Annotated in this window: 11 protein-coding genes; 5 read left to right on the forward strand and 6 right to left on the reverse strand. The window is 74.7% G+C overall.

Annotated elements, in window-relative coordinates:
- Positions 1–42 precede the first annotated feature (42 nt).
- The 4 genes from J2S57_RS23990 to J2S57_RS24005 form a co-directional block, all read right to left on the reverse strand.
- Entirely contained in the window at positions 43–843 is an 801-nt protein-coding gene (locus J2S57_RS23990; RefSeq protein WP_307246838.1) for a GNAT family N-acetyltransferase, read from the reverse strand.
- An 82-nt stretch (positions 844–925) separates the two neighbouring features.
- Positions 926–1,876, reverse strand: a complete 951-nt coding sequence (locus J2S57_RS23995) for an RNA polymerase sigma factor (protein ID WP_307246840.1) — start codon at positions 1,874–1,876, stop codon at positions 926–928.
- A 48-nt stretch (positions 1,877–1,924) separates the two neighbouring features.
- On the reverse strand, positions 1,925–2,392 hold the full coding sequence (locus J2S57_RS24000) for a cupin domain-containing protein (protein ID WP_307246842.1): 468 nt from the start codon (positions 2,390–2,392) through the stop codon (positions 1,925–1,927).
- A complete protein-coding gene (locus J2S57_RS24005; RefSeq protein ID WP_307246844.1) occupies positions 2,389–3,384 on the reverse strand; it encodes an alpha/beta fold hydrolase in 996 nt (331 codons plus the stop codon). Before J2S57_RS24005 ends, J2S57_RS24000 begins: the two co-directional genes overlap by 4 nt.
- Positions 3,385–3,521: 137 nt before the next feature.
- On the opposite strand from J2S57_RS24005, the gene J2S57_RS24010 reads away from it, so the two are divergent.
- Complete coding sequence (locus J2S57_RS24010; RefSeq protein ID WP_307246846.1) at positions 3,522–4,301, forward strand: SDR family NAD(P)-dependent oxidoreductase; 780 nt, start codon at positions 3,522–3,524, stop codon at positions 4,299–4,301.
- Here the strand turns inward: J2S57_RS24010 and J2S57_RS24015 are convergent.
- Positions 4,296–7,079: an AAA family ATPase gene (locus J2S57_RS24015; protein ID WP_307246848.1), complete on the reverse strand. Its 2,784-nt coding sequence runs from the start codon at positions 7,077–7,079 to the stop codon at positions 4,296–4,298. The genes J2S57_RS24010 and J2S57_RS24015 overlap by 6 nt on opposite strands.
- A 129-nt stretch (positions 7,080–7,208) precedes the next feature.
- Between J2S57_RS24015 and J2S57_RS24020 the strand changes: the two genes are divergently transcribed.
- Positions 7,209–9,857 carry an AAA family ATPase gene (locus J2S57_RS24020; protein WP_307246850.1) on the forward strand — a complete coding sequence of 883 codons (2,649 nt, stop codon included), beginning with the start codon at positions 7,209–7,211 and terminating at the stop codon, positions 9,855–9,857.
- 1 nt (position 9,858) lies between these two features.
- On the opposite strand, the gene J2S57_RS24025 is transcribed toward J2S57_RS24020, so the two are convergent.
- Positions 9,859–10,659: an alpha/beta hydrolase gene (locus J2S57_RS24025; protein WP_307246852.1), complete on the reverse strand. Its 801-nt coding sequence runs from the start codon at positions 10,657–10,659 to the stop codon at positions 9,859–9,861.
- Between the two features lie 192 nt (positions 10,660–10,851).
- On the opposite strand from J2S57_RS24025, the gene J2S57_RS24030 reads away from it, so the two are divergent.
- The 3 genes from J2S57_RS24030 to J2S57_RS24040 are packed head-to-tail and all read left to right on the forward strand — an operon-like array spanning position 10,852 to position 15,093.
- Positions 10,852–13,653 carry a hypothetical protein gene (locus tag J2S57_RS24030; RefSeq protein ID WP_307246854.1) on the forward strand — a complete coding sequence of 934 codons (2,802 nt, stop codon included), beginning with the start codon at positions 10,852–10,854 and terminating at the stop codon, positions 13,651–13,653.
- Positions 13,640–14,488: an ABC transporter ATP-binding protein gene (locus tag J2S57_RS24035; protein WP_307246856.1), complete on the forward strand. Its 849-nt coding sequence runs from the start codon at positions 13,640–13,642 to the stop codon at positions 14,486–14,488. Before J2S57_RS24030 ends, J2S57_RS24035 begins: the two co-directional genes overlap by 14 nt.
- Positions 14,485–15,093 carry an ATP-binding cassette domain-containing protein gene (locus J2S57_RS24040; protein ID WP_307246858.1) on the forward strand — a complete coding sequence of 203 codons (609 nt, stop codon included), beginning with the start codon at positions 14,485–14,487 and terminating at the stop codon, positions 15,091–15,093. The genes J2S57_RS24035 and J2S57_RS24040 overlap by 4 nt, the downstream gene beginning before the upstream one ends.
- Positions 15,094–15,167: the final 74 nt, after the last annotated feature.

The raw sequence follows: 15,167 nt of genomic DNA on the forward strand, positions 1-15,167 counted from the left end.
CACCCTCGCCCGTGACCAGGCCGCGGACGAGGGTGGCACCGGTCAGGCCTCCCAGATCCAGTTGCGACGCAGGTAGACGCTCTCGAGCCCCGCCCGCAGCATGTTGTTCAGCGACGCGCCGCTCTCACCGGTCTCGGACACGACCCACTGACACCCGGCGTCCGCCGCGGCGCGCGCCCGGGCCGCGATCAGCGCCGACTGCGCACCCCGGCCGCGGTACGCGGGCAGCGTCGCCCCGGCGTTCAGCGACGCGACCGGGCCCTGGATCATCAGGTTGCCCACGGCCACGAGCTGATCCCCGTCCCAGGCCCCGAACGCACGGAAGGCCGGGTTGCTCGCGATCGCCTCGGCCATGCCGAGCAGACCCGCCGGCGGCATACCGAAACCGGTCAGCAGAACCGTGGCCCATTGGTGCGCGTCCCCGGTCCCGATCGCCGCGATCCGCAGGTCACTCCCGCCGAACGTGAGCTCCTCGATCCGCCCGGCCAGCTTGTGGATCCCCGAGCCGGGCTTCAGGCCGTGGGCGACGGCGATGTCGTCCCAGTCCTCGGGCAGCAGTGACGGGGCGATCTGGATCCCGGCGCGGACGGTCTCGTTCGCCCGGTAGAACGCGACGAGCTCCCCGATCAGCTCCCCGGTGACCGGTGAGCCGGCGAATCCCAGCGCCTTGCTCCAGTAGTGGGTCGGGTCGTGACGCATCGACAGGGCCACCCCACCGCCGATCCGGGCGGTGCGGATGCCGAGCTGCTCCTGCGTGGCCGGCGGGGCGTCGGCCTGGTAGCGCAGCATGAACTCGGCCTCGATGCCTTCGAGGACGTCAGGGGCCGGACGAGGGTGCTTCACGAGATCTCCAGACACGGTTTGGACGGTCTGGTGAAGGATGCGTCCCGGGGGCCCGAAGTTCACGGGCGGACAGTGAGCCGGGTCACGTCACCACGGCTGGGCGCGGATGGAAGACCCGCAGCCGGTCACCGAGACCGTCGGTGAGCGAGTGCACCCACAGCGCGGACGGTGGGCAGTGCGCCGGGTCCTCGGGCGGGCTGATCAGGTCGGTCTCCCAGATCACGACGTCCCGCCCGGCCACCACCCCGGCCACCTCGAAGCGCACCCCGTCACCGACGTCCCGGTACATCGCCAGGGTCGGGTAGCCGAGACCGTGGGTGCGCTTGCCCTTGGCCCAGACCGTCTCGAGCGTCGGCCGGCAGATCGCTCCCATCGCCTCCGCGAACCGGCCCGTGCGGCCTGCCTCCAGGGTCTCCACGGCCTGCCGGTGGCGCATCCGGGTCAGCGCCCGGTGATCGTCGTGCGCCCGGTCGGCGCTCGCGTCCAGGGCCTGGGTCATCCGTGACCGGGCGTGGTTGAGACGGCTGCGCACGGTGCCGACCGGCACCCCGCAGATCGCGGCGATCTGCTCGTAGGCCGTGACCTCGGTGAAGTACCGGAGCATCGTGACCAGCCGGTGCTCCGGCGACAGCTGGTCGAGGGCCTGCCAGACCCAGTCACCCAGGGCGTGCCGCTCGGCCAGCCGCGCCGGGTCGAGGTCGTGCGGGTCGTCCCGGTCGTGCGGGGCGGGCCGGGTGCCCTCCAGGTCCGGCATCACCAGCGCGGTGCGCGAACGCAGGTGCTGGCGGGCCTGATTGCGGACGACGGTGCGCACCCAGCCGCCGAAGGCCTGCGGTTCGCGCAGGTCACCGAGACGACGGAGCACGATGAGGCAGGAATCCTGCACCACGTCCTCGATCTCGGGCCGGTGCCCGAGCACGCCCACGGCAGCCACCGTCATCCCCGCCCGGTGGCGCTGCAGCAGGACCCCGAGCGCACCCACGTCGCCTCGCTGGGCCGCCAGCACGAGATCGGTGTCGGAGAGACCGTTCATGGTCCCAGCCTCGCAGACCGGGGACGCCCCGCGGAGGTTCCCTCCCGGTCAGGCCGGCGGCGGCCCGGCCACCCGCAGCCGGAACGGCTCGGCAGCCGCCACGATCGCCCCGATGTCGAACGCCGCGGGGGCGTCCTCGAGGCTCAGCACCGGGGAACTGTTCTGCCGGAACCACTTCTCGATGCCGGCCGGCGCGAAGGTGACGGCCATCAGCGAACCGGCCGAGCGCACCCGGTAGGCGTGGGGGACACCCCGCGGGCCGTGCGCGACCTGCCCGGCCCGCAGGTCGAGCCGGTCGTCGCCGACGTGGAAACTGATCTCGCCCTCGAGCACGACCCAGACCTCGTCCTCGGCCTCGTGGATGTGCAGGGGGGTCGCGTGATCGCGCGGGTCGGCGAACTCCACGACGCTGGCGGCACCGTGGGTCTCCTCGCCCGGGACCAGGATCCGGGCGCGTCCGCCGAGGAACCAGAAGGGCTGGGCGGACGCGTGGGCGGACGGGGTGGTTCCGGTCATGAGTTCTGCCCCCCGCCGTCGAGGAAGTCCAGGAGCAGCGCGGTCGTGGCGGCGGGCTGTTCCTCCCAGATCCAGTGCCCGGAGTTCTCCACCACGGCGGTCCTCACGTGCCGGGCGTACGTCTTCGCCTGCTCGCCGACCTGGTCGCCGAGGCTCGAGCGGGCGCCGACCGCCAGCACCGGCACGGTCAGCTTCTTCCGGCCGAGCCGCTCGACGTCCTGGTTGTCCTCCGGGAAGGCCCGGAACCACTCGAAACTGGCCTTGAGGTGGGCGTCGTCGTGCAGGGCGGCCGCGTAGGCGTCGGTGTCCTCGCGGGTGACGGCCGTCTTGTTCACCGTCAGCCAGTCCATGAAGCCCGCGACCCAGGTCTCCTCGTGGCCGTCGATCGTGTTCTCCGGCAGGCCGTTCCGCAGCGAGAAGAACCCGAAGTTCCAGAAGCCGGGCCCGTCCTGGGTGAGCGACGGGTAGCTGTAGACGGTCCGGTCCGGGATCGGCGCCTCGGTCAGCGCCAGGCGCCGCACCGAGCCGCGGTAGGTCGCCGCGTAGGCGTAGGACACCATCGTGCCGATGTCGTGCCCGACCAGGTTGATGTCCCGGTCTCGGCCGAGCTTCCCGAGCAGGGCGTGCACGTCGGCGGCCATGGTGACCTTGTCGTAACCGCCGGCCGGGGCGCTGCTGCCGCCGGCCCCGCGCAGGTCGGGCGCGATCACCGTGTAGTGCCGGGCCAGTTCGGGCATCACCCCGAACCACTCGCGCGAGGTCTGCGGATATCCGTGCAGCAGCACCAGCGTCGGGCCGCTCCCGCCGACCACGTAGTGCATCCGGATCCCGTTGACCTGCGCGTCCCGGGCGGCGAAGCCCGCCGGAAGGCGGCTGTCGGGCAAGCTCGACGCGGCTGCCCCGACGGCCGCCTGCGACCCGCTCACCCCGGCCGCCAGCAGCCCCAGCGCGAGTGCGCCCCCGGCGATGCGCCGTCCCGTTCGTGAAAACACGTGTCCTCCTGAAATCGGTTCCGTGACAACGGTAGGCAGCGCGCCGGCGCGGCTCTAGCGTCAATTGACGCAGGTGTGGCGGATACCTGTCGTTTGACGCAAGCGAGCTCCCCGCGTGCACCCGTAGCGTCCGGCGCATGGACACCGAACTCGTCGGGAAGACCGCACTCGTCACGGGCGCCGGCCAGGGGATCGGCCTGGCGATCACACGGGCGCTGGTGGCGGAGGGGGCCCGGGTGGTGGCTGCCGCCCGGCGGCGGTCGGCCGAACTCGAGGCGCTGGCCGCCGCCGGGCCGGTCGTGGCCCTGGAGCTCGACCTCACCGAACCCGATGCGCCGCAACGGATGCTGGACGCCGCCGGCGGGCGTGTCCACGTGCTGGTGAACAACGTCGGCCTGGCCCGCACCCGCACGGGCGGGTTCCTGTCGGTCACCGACGAGCAGTGGCGCGAGACGCTCGACGTGAATCTCATGACGGCCGTGCGGATGTGCCGTGCGACGCTGCCCCTGATGCTGGCCGCCGGGGGCGGCGTGATCGTCAGCACCGGGTCGGCCAACGCCGTGCTGCCCGACCCGGGCGTGGTCGACTACGGCGCCGCCAAGGCGGCTCTCAGCAATCTGGCCAAGGCGCTCTCCAAGGAATTCGGGACGCGGGGGGTCCGGGTCAACACGGTCGCTCCCGGCCCGGTGGGCACCGATCTCTGGCTGGGCCCGGACGGGGTGGCGCAGACCGTGTCGCGGGCCAGTGGGAAGAGCCCGCAGAGCGTTCAGGCCGAGGCCGTCGCCGGATCGGCCACCCGCCGCTTCACCACGCCGCAGGAGGTGGCCGACCTGGTCGTGTTCCTCGCGGGGGAGCGGGCCGGGAATCTCACGGGCGCCAGCATCGCCGTCGACGGCGGCCTGGTCACGACGCTATAGAAGTCCGGCCTGCTCGAGCGCACGGTGCAGCTGGCCCCGGGTGCGCACGTCCAGCTTCGAGAACACCCGGTACAGATGGCTTCCCACGGTGCGGTGGGTCAGGAACAGCCGCAGCCCGATCTCCTTGTTGGTCAGGCCCTCCGCCGCCAGCCGGGCGATCCGCAGCTCCTGCACGGTCAGCGAGCCCGAGGCGGACCGCTGGCCGATGGCGGCGGCCTCCTGCCGGGCCCGCTCGGCCCAGGTCCGGGCCCCGAGCTGCTCCAGCAGGAGCACGCTGGGCTCCAGCACGGCGCGGGCCTCGGCCAGGCGCCGGTGCCGGCGTAACCACATGCCGTGATAGAGCCCGACCCGGGCCCGGTGCCATCCCGGCGCGCCCCGCGCCCCGAGAGTGGCTTCGGTGAAAGCCGTCTCGGCGTCCTCGGGGGCGGCCAGAAGAGCCCGGGCCAGCTGCCGGGCCCGCTCCTGGGCCGGCGGCCGGGGGCCCGGCGCATCCAGGTCGTCCACCGGGAGCTCCCCGGTTCGCCCGGCTCCGACGGCAGCCTCGGCGAGCAGGTCCACGGCCCACCGGCGGCGCCCCGGATGGAACGCCGGGGTGCCCGGTCGCAGCCGGGCGCTGAGGACCTCGTAGGCCTCCTGGTGCCGGTCCGCGCCGAGATGAATCAGGGCCGAGGCCAGACGGGCGTGGTCGAGCAGCACGACGTCACCGGTACGCGCCGCGAACTCCTCCGCCGCCTCGATCTCCCGGCCTGCCGAGGTGTCCCGACCCGCCGAGGTGTCCTGGTCCGCCGAGATGCTCCGGTCCGCCGAGATACCCTGGCCGGCCGAGGTTTCCTGGCCGGCCGAGGTGCTCCGGCCCACCGGCAGACCCCGGACGCCCGCGACCGCGGCCCGCGACAGCGCGGCTCCGTGGCGCCGTCGGGCCTGTCCCGTCGCCCCGGCCAGCTCCTCGGCGCGCACCGCGGCGTCCAGGGCCTCGTCCCACCGGCCCAGCAGCACGGCGGCGGACGCGCGCACCGCCAGGGTCCCGGCCCGCAGCCCGTCCCGCCCCTGGCGTCGCAGCCCCTCGTCGGCCCGGCCGGCCAGCGCGAAAGCGCTGTCCCAGTCCCCGGTCACCAGCGCGACCGGCGCCACCGCCGCGTCCGCACCCGGATCCACGACGGCGGCCGTGACCGCCCGGGAGACGTGCGCGAGCACCTCGCGATCGCCGGGCACCAGGGCGGCCCGGATCGTCAGCAGCCGCGGATCGCCCGCGGGCAGGCGCAGCCGACCGGCGACGGCGAGCACCGTGCCCGCGAGCTCCGCGTCCGCGAGCGCGGTCCGGAACGCCGTCCGCGCCGCGCGGCTCAGCAGGTCGGCCGCCAGGTCGTCGCCGTCGTTCGCCATCGCCGTCCCGGCCCGGGCCAGCAGGCGTTTGAGCGTGAGGACGACGTCATCGCCGGGGTTCTCGAGCAGGGTCAGGCGCGCCTGCGCCTCCTCGTCGAGGTGGTACCCGCGGGCCTGGGCGGCGAGGCGTTCCACCGCGTCCGGTTCCCCCAGCTCCGCGGCGATCTCGGCCGCCCGCACGAGCCGTCGCACCCGCGAGCGGTCGTCGCCCGACAGGGAGGCCGCCCGCAGCAGGGCCGATCGGGCCGGGCGCAGCGCTCCCCGGGCCCGGGTCCGCTCGGCGGCCCGTTCCAGTGCGGCGGCGACGTCCTCGGCGGGGGCCGAGCTGGCGTGGGCCCGGTGCCAGACGGCCGCGAACGGGTCCTGGGTCGTGGCCGCGACCGCACGGTGCACCTGGGCCACGAGCTCGGGACCCGCCGCCCGCACCACGGCCGAACGCACCAGCGGGTGATGGAACACGAGGCGTGAGACACGGACGTCGACGAGCCCCGAGTCGATGGCCTCCCGCAACGGGTCCGGTCCGGGCGAGCGGCCGGCGAGCAGCCCGTGGGCCGCGAGAACATCGGTCAGCAGCGGGCTCTCGTGCACGGCCGCCGTGGTCAGCAGGATCCGCGTGTCCGCGTCCAGGGGGTTCAGCCGCACCGCGAAAGCCCGCTCCAGACGGGTCTGGACCGGCAGGTCCAGGTGCTCACCCGCGTCCTCCAGGGGCTGGAGGGCGCCCGGAAGCTCGGCCAGGGCCAGGGGATTACCGGCTGCCAGCACGAGGAGGTGCCGCACCCGCTCCGGCCCGAGCTCCGGAGCGGACCGGGCGAGCAGGGAACGGGCGTCGGCCTCGGCGAGCGGTGCCAGCGCGATCGTCTCCCGGGCCTCGAGCGACCAGCCCGGATCCTCGGGACGGGTGGCCGCCACGATCCGCAGTGTCCCGCCCGCCCGGCGCCAGACGAAACGGGCCACGGCCCGGCTCGCGTCGTCCATCCAGTGCACGTCGTCGAGCAGGAGCACGGTCGCCCGCGCCGGAGCCCGGGTCAGCAGGGCCAGTGCGCCGAGCCCCACCTGCAGCGGGTCCGGGGCGTCGGCCGACGCCGACAGGGCGAGCGCTCGGGTCAGGGCGGCCCGGGGGACGTCCGGCAGGTCGCCGAGCCGGGCCAGCAGGGGCAGCAGGAGCTGGTGCAGCGCGGCGAACGGGACATAGCGCTCGGCCTCCACCCCGGTCGCCCGCAGCACCCGCAGGCCCCGGGCCAGCGCCGCCGAGGCCGCGTGCTCGACGAGAGCCGTCTTGCCGATCCCGGCCGGGCCCACGAGCAGCACCCGGCCGCGGTTCGCCCCGGACACGGCCGCCGTGACCCGGGCCTGCTCGGGTGCCCGGCCGATCAGGTCCTGCGTGATGTGCTGCAACCGTTCCGCCTCCTCCGCCGGTGAGCAAAGGTAGGAATCCGGGTGATGTCGACGAATCGGTAGGATCACTGAGATCTCCCGCGATCGGCGGAGTCGACCGGATCCCGGCAGATCGAGCGGAGCCCCAGCGTGCTTAGCCTTCTCGTGCGTTCCGTGCTGGTGGACGAGGTGGTCACCCACCTGCGGCCCTCGGGTTCGGTGGCCCTCGTCTCCGGGGCCGCGGGCCTGGGCAAGTCCACGCTCGCGCAGGCGGTCACCGCCGGGCTGGAATCCGCCGGCCACCGGGTGATCCGGGGCCGGGCCAGTGAGTCCGAGACCAGGATCCGCTTCGCCGCGCTGCACCAGACCCTGCGCCCCCTGCTGGCCGCCGCGGGGACGCTGATCGAGCGTCAGCGCCAGGCCCTCGAGCACGCGTTCGCGCTCGCCGACACCACCGGTACGCCCGACCCGCTCACGCTGCGCGTCGCCTGCCTGACCCTGCTGTCCCAGGCCGCCGCGACCGGCCCGGTCACGGTGGTGCTCGACGACGCCCACTGGGCCGACGCCGAGAGCCTGGGCGTGCTGGAGTTCGGGGCGCGCCGGATCCAGGGTGAGCCGTTCTCGATGCTGTTCCTCGGGCGGTCGTCCGGGCCTCTGTCGTCGCTGGAGCGCTGTGCCGGGCTGGTGCGTGAGCTCGAGCCGCTCGACGAGACGACGGCCGGGCTCCTCCTCGACGCGCAGCCGGCCCGCCCGACCGGCGCGCACCGCACCCGCGTGCTGCTGCAGTCGGCCGGAAACCCGCTGGCGCTGGTGGAACTCGCCAACCGGCGCACGGGTGCGGAGGGGCACGACGGGAGCGTCCCGGAACGACTGGCCCGCTCGTTCGGGGCGCCGGTCGAAAGTCTCTCCGCCCCGGCACGTCACGCTCTGCTGGTCGCGGCCGCCCTGGACACCCCGGAGATCGACGGCCCGGCCCTGGGCCTGAGCGACCTGCAGGAGGCGATCGACGCCGACCTGCTGGTCGGGCCCCCGCAGCGCCTGGCCTTCCGGCACCCGACCCTGCGCTCGGTCGTCTACCACGCCGCCCCGCCCGAGGAGCGCCGCCGGGCCCACACCTTCCTCGTCTCCTACCTCGCCGGCCGGCCGGAACGGGTGCTGACCCACCTCGCGGCCGCGGCCGTGGCACCCGACGCCGCCGCCCGTGACGCCCTCCACGCCGTGGGCGTGACCCTGGAGTCGCGCGGCCGGCACGGCGCCGCGGCCACCGCCTACACCCTCGCCGCGGGCCTGGCCCCCGACCCGGCCGACGCGGCCGACCTGCTGCTGCGCGCCGCCGGCCGGGCCGCCGCCGAGTCCGCCACCGACCGGGCCCTGGACCATGCCCGCGAGGCCCGGCGGCACCGCGACGACGACACCACGAACGCGGCCGTCGCCCTGTTCGAGGCCGAAGAACTCACGCGGGCGGGCAAACCCGCGCGGGCCGCGCACCTGCTCGTCGACGCCCTGGGCCGCTGGTCATCCGTCCCCGGGTCCCTGCTCACCGAGCTGGGCGATCTCACCGCCACCGTCGTCGCCCACGTCGGCGACCCCGCGCTCGAGGCGGCCGCCCGGCGGGTCTGGGGCACCGTGCGTCCGCCGGCCGCGAACCCGGCGGGCACCCTGGTGGACCGGAGTCTCGAACTCCCCGGGACGTCCTCAGGTCTCACCCCGGAACTTCTTTCCCCGGAGCTGACCACGGACGGCCCGGTCGTGTCCCTGGCCGCGCTCGCGGCCCGGCTCGATGAGACCGCTCTGGCCCGAAGGCTTCTCGACACCGCCACCGACCGCGCGCGCCTGGCCGGTGGGCCACCCGCCCGGCAGGCGCGGGTGCTGGCCCTGTCGGCCTGGGCCCGTATCGACCAGGGCCTGTGGGACGACGCCCTGGAGGCCGTTCACGCGGGCGAGGCGCTGGTCGAAGAGCACCCGGACCCGATGCTCTTCGCTGCGATCTCCTCGGCCCACGCCTACATCGCGGCCTCCCGGGCGGCCAGCCGTGAGAACGCCCGGCACTTCGCGGCCGACGCGCTGCGGGCTGTCGATCCGCACGAGGCCCGGGTCTACGCCACCCGCGCCCGGCACGCCCTGGGGGTGGCCGCCCTGGTCGCGGGCGACCACCCGTCGGCCGCCTCGATCCTCGCCGAGCTCGCCGGTCCCGCCTCCCATCCCCGCGAATCCGTCTACGCCCTGGCCGATCTCGCCGAGGCGTTCGCCCGCACCGGCTCGGCCCCCGAGGGCCGGCGCATCCTCGAGGCCACCCGTCAGCGGTACGCCGGGCCCGTCTCGCCCCGGCTGAACGCCCTGCTCGAGCACGCCCGGGCCCGGCTGGCGTCGGCGTCGACGGCCGAGTCGCACTACCGGGCGGCCCTGGCCGATCCGGGCGGGGTGGCCTGGCCGTACGAGCGTGCCCGCACCCATCTCGCGTACGCCCGCTGGCTGAGGGCACAGGGCCGCGACGCTCTTCCCCAGCTGGAACTGGCGCTGCCCGCCTTCGGGGCCACCGGTGCCAAGATGTGGCTGGCGACCGCCCAGGACGAGATCCGGGACGCCGGTGGCGTGGTGACGCCCGCCGCCTACGACGCGCTCGCGACGCTGACGCCCGCCGAGCGCGCGGTGGTCCTGCTCGTCGGCGAGGGCCTCAGCAACCGGGCGATCGCCGACCGGCTGTACCTGTCGCCGCGCACGGTCGAATCGCACCTCTACCACGCCTATCCCAAGGTCGGGGTACGCACCCGGGCCGAGCTGCTGAAGCTGCTCGCGTGAATCAGAGACCTTGCTTCCCGAGCCAGGTCAGGCACGACTCGGCCACCTCGCGCCAGCCGCTGTCGATGGTCAGGGAGTGCCCGCGGTCGTCGAAGCCGAGCAGGTCGGTGACGGCCGAGGAGTGCCGGTACTGCTTGAAGCTGGAGCGGGTGACGGCCTCGGGCACGGTGTGGTCGCGGCCTCCCATCACCAGCAGCAGTGGGCCGCGCGACTCGTTGCCGGTGTTCACGGCGGCCGGTGAGTTCGGCGAGAAGTTCGCGGCGGCGGCCTCGAACAGCGGCTTCCCGGGGGCGGGCACGCTCCAGCGGGCGTAGAGCTCGTCGGACTCCTCCTCGCTGACGGCGTTGCCGAAGGCGAACCGGAACTGGGCGGCCGTCAGGCTGACGGCGCGGTTGCGGTTGGCCGGGTTGCGGAACACCGGCAAGGTTGCCCGCAGCGCCGAGAGAGGCAGCGGCAGAACGCCTTTGATCTGGGCGGCGTCGATGCCGACGGCGGCCACGGCATAGTCCTCGCCCAGCAGCTTCTCGGCCAGCATCCCGCCGAAACTGTGCCCGATCAGGACGGGCCGCGACGGCAGCCGGTCGATCACCGTCTTGAGATGCGCGGTCACGTCGTCGATCCCGTGACCGGCGACGGCCTCGGGGGCGAGCCGCGAGGCCTCGACCGTGTCGCCGTCACCGGGCCAGGCGGCCACCGAGGGGGCGTAGCCACGCTCGGCGAACAGGTCGACCCAGGGCTGCCAGGACGAGGCGTGCAGCCACAGGCCGTGGATGAACAGGACGGGGGTGGGGGCTGTGGTCATGGCGATCTTCCGTTCGGTGGTGGCCGGAGCGACGATCTCGACTGTGACCCGGCGCCGCGCCCGGTCGCTTGCGTCAATCGACTGACCCGGCACTCCCCTGCGGAACGGTAACAATTCGGGCAAAAACGTCCAGGGTGCCTGCCCATGGTTCTAGGCTGCGGGAATTCGTCAGTCCACGTCCTCAGGAGCGCGATGCGCGTCGGCTGGCCCCTGCTCCGCCGCGCGCCCGGGCGCCTGCTGCGCAGCGGCTCCCTGGCGCTGATGCTCACGATCAGCGTGGCCCTGCTGGCCGGGCTGGTCGCGGCCGGGCCCCTGTTCGGCCGGGCGACGGCCAACGGTTCGCTCGAGCGCAAGCTCGCCACGGTGCCCCACAACACACAGGCCAACCAGCAGGCGGCGCTGACGCTGATCCTGCCGGGGCGGCTCTGGGACGACACCCGCGTCGCCGTGACGAAGATGCTGGACGACGTGCCCTGGCTGGACCCGGTGGTCACCTCGGTGTGGTCGGGGTCCTGGGAGAACGACATCTACCAGCCGATGCCCTTCCTCGGGGTCGGAGACCGGCGCAAGGTCGCCGTGCTCTACCACCGCACCGGCGCGGTCGAGGCCCTCGACGTGGTCCGCGGGCGGCGCGGGGCCAAGGGGCTGTGGCTGCCCGACGGGCTCGCCACCGAGCTCGGTCTCGAGCCGGGAGACTCCTTCCGGGCCGGCAAGACCCTGGACGACGGGCCGACCCTGGCCAGCTGCAACGGCCCGGGCTCGGGCGGCGGTTCCCTGGGGCTGGAGCCCGGGACCCCGACGACCGTCGCGTCCACGGTCACGCTGGCCGGCACGTATCGCACCGCCCCCGACGGGCGGGTGCCCACCGGCCGCTACTTCTCGGCCCTGGCGGCGCGGCTGCCGGGTGATCCGTCGCGCTGCCCGCTGACGGCCCTGCTGATGATCGGCGACGAGGAGACCGTCCAGGGTGCTCTGAAGGCCGCGGACGAGATCCCGGACTGGACCTACTCGGCCGACCTCTCGCAGGACGGGCGTTCCCTGGACCGGCTGGAACAGGCGGCCACCCGCGCGCAGGAGCTCCGCCTGGGCCCGGGGGACCTGACGAGCGACCTGTGGAAGGCGGTGGCCGGCCAGGGCGTCGAACCCCGGGTGGAGAGCGGGCTGCCCGCGCTCTACGCGGAGGCCGAGGCCGACGCCCGCACGGCCGCCCAGCAGGGGCGCGGCATCGCGCTGGCCGGGGCCGCGCTCGGGCTGGCCGCGGTCGTCATCGCCCTGCGGGCCCTGGCCCAGCGCCGCCGTCGCGAGAACGAGCTGCTGGTGGGGCTGGGAACACCTCTGCGCGCGGTGGTCGCGACCAGCGCCCTGGAACTGCTGCTGCCGGCCGTGATCGGTGCCCTCGCCGGTGCGTTCGCGGCCTACCTGGCCTTCGCGTTCCTCGGCCCGCAGAGCCGTCTCGGGGCGGACGCGATCGTCACCACGCTGGGCGCCGCGGCCCTGGTCGCCCTCGTCACCCTGGCCGGTAACGCCGTCGTCACCGTGCTGCAGGCCCGCTCGATCGGGCGCCGCCTCGCCGGGCGGGAACCGCTCCGGAGCCCGGGGGGCGCGGGCGGTTTCTGGCTGCCGCTCCTGCTCGGCGCCGCCGTGCTCGCCGTCGGCTCGGTGCTGGCCCGCGACGGCCGGGCCTCCTACACCGACCCGCTGTCCGCGGTGCTGCCGATCCTCGTCCTGGCCGGTGGCAGTCTGCTGCTGGTGCGGCTGGCCGCGTTCGGCACGAGACTCCGGCGCCGCCCGACCGGGACCGGGGGCGCCGGCGTCGACCGGCTGGTGCTGCGCGGCCTGCGCGACACCGGCGTGGCGGTGACCGATCTGGTGGTCGTCCTGGCCATCGGCGTCGGGGTGCTGGCCTATGGTCTCGTCTCCGCCGACGTGGTGCACGCGTCCGTCCACGACAAGACCGCCGTGCTGGCGGGGGCGACCTCCGCCGCGCACGTCCCGAACTCGCCCGACCTGGGAGGCGGGGAGGGGCCGGCCCCCGGCCTGGGCGACGGCCTGGCGGTGGTCTGGCGCGCCCGCGCCCAGCTGCAGCCCGACTACACCGACGTCGACATCCTGGTGGTCAACCCGGAAACCCTTCCGGCGGTGGCACTCTGGGGCGTGGGGCCGGAACTGGCGCAGGCGCGTCAGGCCCTGCGGAAGTTCGACGAGCCCGTCCGTGGTGTCCTCCCGGCCCTGCTGGTCGGGATACCCGGCCGGGAGCCCGGACGGGGCGGCACCGTCTCGGTCGGAGCCCAGGAGCTCCAGCTCATCGCGAAGGCCGACCTGACCGCCTTCCCCGGAGCCACGCGTCCCACCGTGGTCCTCGACGCCCGCTCGCTCTTCACCCGGCTCGACATCCTCGGGAAGCGCCAGAACCCCTCGATCGCGGGCAACATCGGCGGTCAGGGCACCTACGCCACATGGCTCTGGTCGTCCCGTCCGGCCGCCGCCCTGGAGACCTACCTGGACGGGAAACACATCACCCCCCTGGCGCTCACCTCGATCGAACAGGCCCGGGCCACCCCGGTGCTCACCTCCAGCGGCTGGGCCGCGACCTACCAGATCGTGCTCGGGCTGGCCGCTCTCGCCCTGGCCGGGCTGTCGGTGGTGGTCGCGGTCGACCGCCGCGTCGCCCGCGCCGCCCCGGTCGACCTGGTGCTGCGCCGTTTCGGGGTGCGCCCCGCCCGCCTGGTGCGGCTGCGGGCCGGTGAACTCGCCCTCACCGGCCTGGCGGCGCTCGCCGTGCTGGTCCTGCCCTTCGGCGTGGTGATGACGCTCCTGCCCCGCCTGGTCGAGCCCGGGCCCACACTCTCCCCGGCGATGGACGTGTCCGTGCCGCTCGTGCCCCTGCTCCTCAGCGTGCTCGCGGCGGCCGCCGTCACCGCCGCCGCGGTCTGGGTCGCGGCCCGCCGCTCGGCCACCCTGAAACCCGCGGAGGTGCTTCGTGACGACGCCTGAGTCCCGCACCGCGGGCCTGAGCAACGTGGTCCGGATCTATCGAGCGGTCTCCGGCGAGGTGCACGCCCTGCGCGGGGTCGACGTCGACTTCCCGCCCGGCGGCATCACCGCGATCGCGGGCCCGTCCGGCGGGGGCAAGAGCACGCTGCTGTCGATCCTGGCGCTGCGCGACCGGGCCAGCGCCGGCACGGTCACCCTGTTCGGCACCGACGTCACCCAGGCCCGCGCCTCGGTGCTGAAGACGTTGCGCCGCACCAGCATCGCCTGGGTGCCGCAGCGCCCGGCGCACGGGCTCTTCCCGCACCTGACCGCCATCGAGAACCTGCGGCAGGCGTCCATGATCCGGGGCCGCCCCGACGGCCTCGAACCGGAGGCCGCCCTCGACCTGCTCGGCCTGTCGCACCGCGCCGCCGCCCGGCCGAACCGCCTGTCCGGCGGTGAGCAGCAGCGCCTGGCCGTCGCCGCGGCCCTGACCCACGCGCCCGCGCTGGTGGTCGCCGACGAACCCACCGCCGAGCTGGACGACGACAACGCCGAACGCGTGCTGGCGGCCCTGACCACCGTCGCGGCCTCGGGCACCACCTGCGTCGTCTCCAGCCACGACCCCCGGGCCCTGCGCCGCCTGCCGCGTGTGCTGCACCTGCGGCACGGCGTGCTCTCGGCCGAGCGCTCGGGCGCCGAACTGCTCGAGACCCGCGAGGCCGACGCGGTGATCGACTCGGCCGGCCGGCTGCAGCTGCCGCCCGAGGCCCTGGCCCTGTTCCCCGGACGGCGCACCCGGGTGCGGATCGTCGACGGTCAGGTCGTGCTGAAGGCTCCGGAGGTGAACCCGTGAGCGATCTCCTGACCGTGCGCGCCGTGACCCACGGGGTGCTGAAAAACGTTGACCTGAGCGCCGGTCCGGGCCGGCTGGTCGCGCTCACGGGACACTCCGGCTCGGGGAAGTCCACGCTGTGCCACCTGGTGGCCGGGTTCGAGCGTCCGGACCAGGGGGTGGTGACGCTCGACGGCGTGGCCACGGCCGACATCACCGACTGGTCGCGCATCGCCGTCGTGCCCCAGCGTCTGGCCCTGCTGGAACAGCTCACCGGCGTGGAGAACCTGGTCCTGCCCGCGCTCGCAGCCGGGCGGCCGGTCGGTGCCGGGGTGGCCGAGAAGGTGCTGGACCGCCTGGGTGTGGACGTGCTGGCGGGCCGGGCGGTCGGGCTGGGGTCGGTCGGTGAGCAGCAGCGGGTCGCGGTCGCCCGGGCGCTGCTGCTCGGTTCCGCCCTGGTGGTGCTGGACGAGCCGACGGCGCACCAGGACGACGACAACGCCCGTCGCGTCATCGATGCCGTGCTCGCGGCCGTGGAGGAGGGAGCCCTGGTGGTGACCTCCACCCACGACCCGCGCGTGCTGGAGCACGCGACGCTGACGCTGCCCCTCGGCACCGGGCTGTAGAGCAGACCGACCCCGACCGGTCCTGTTTCGCCGGCGGCGCAACGCCGTTCGTGCTCACCCGGAGGCGCTGCCGC

Source organism: Kineosporia succinea, assembly GCF_030811555.1.
GTDB lineage: Bacteria > Actinomycetota > Actinomycetes > Actinomycetales > Kineosporiaceae > Kineosporia > Kineosporia succinea.

Coding starts and splice junctions, on each gene's coding strand:
- J2S57_RS23995 (WP_307246840.1), bottom strand. CDS start 1,876: ATGAACGGTCTCTCCGACACCGATCTCGTGCTGGCGGCCCAGCGAGGC.
- J2S57_RS24000 (WP_307246842.1), bottom strand. CDS start 2,392: ATGACCGGAACCACCCCGTCCGCCCACGCGTCCGCCCAGCCCTTCTGG.
- J2S57_RS24025 (WP_307246852.1), bottom strand. CDS start 10,659: ATGACCACAGCCCCCACCCCCGTCCTGTTCATCCACGGCCTGTGGCTG.
- J2S57_RS24030 (WP_307246854.1), top strand. CDS start 10,852: ATGCGCGTCGGCTGGCCCCTGCTCCGCCGCGCGCCCGGGCGCCTGCTG.
- J2S57_RS24010 (WP_307246846.1), top strand. CDS start 3,522: ATGGACACCGAACTCGTCGGGAAGACCGCACTCGTCACGGGCGCCGGC.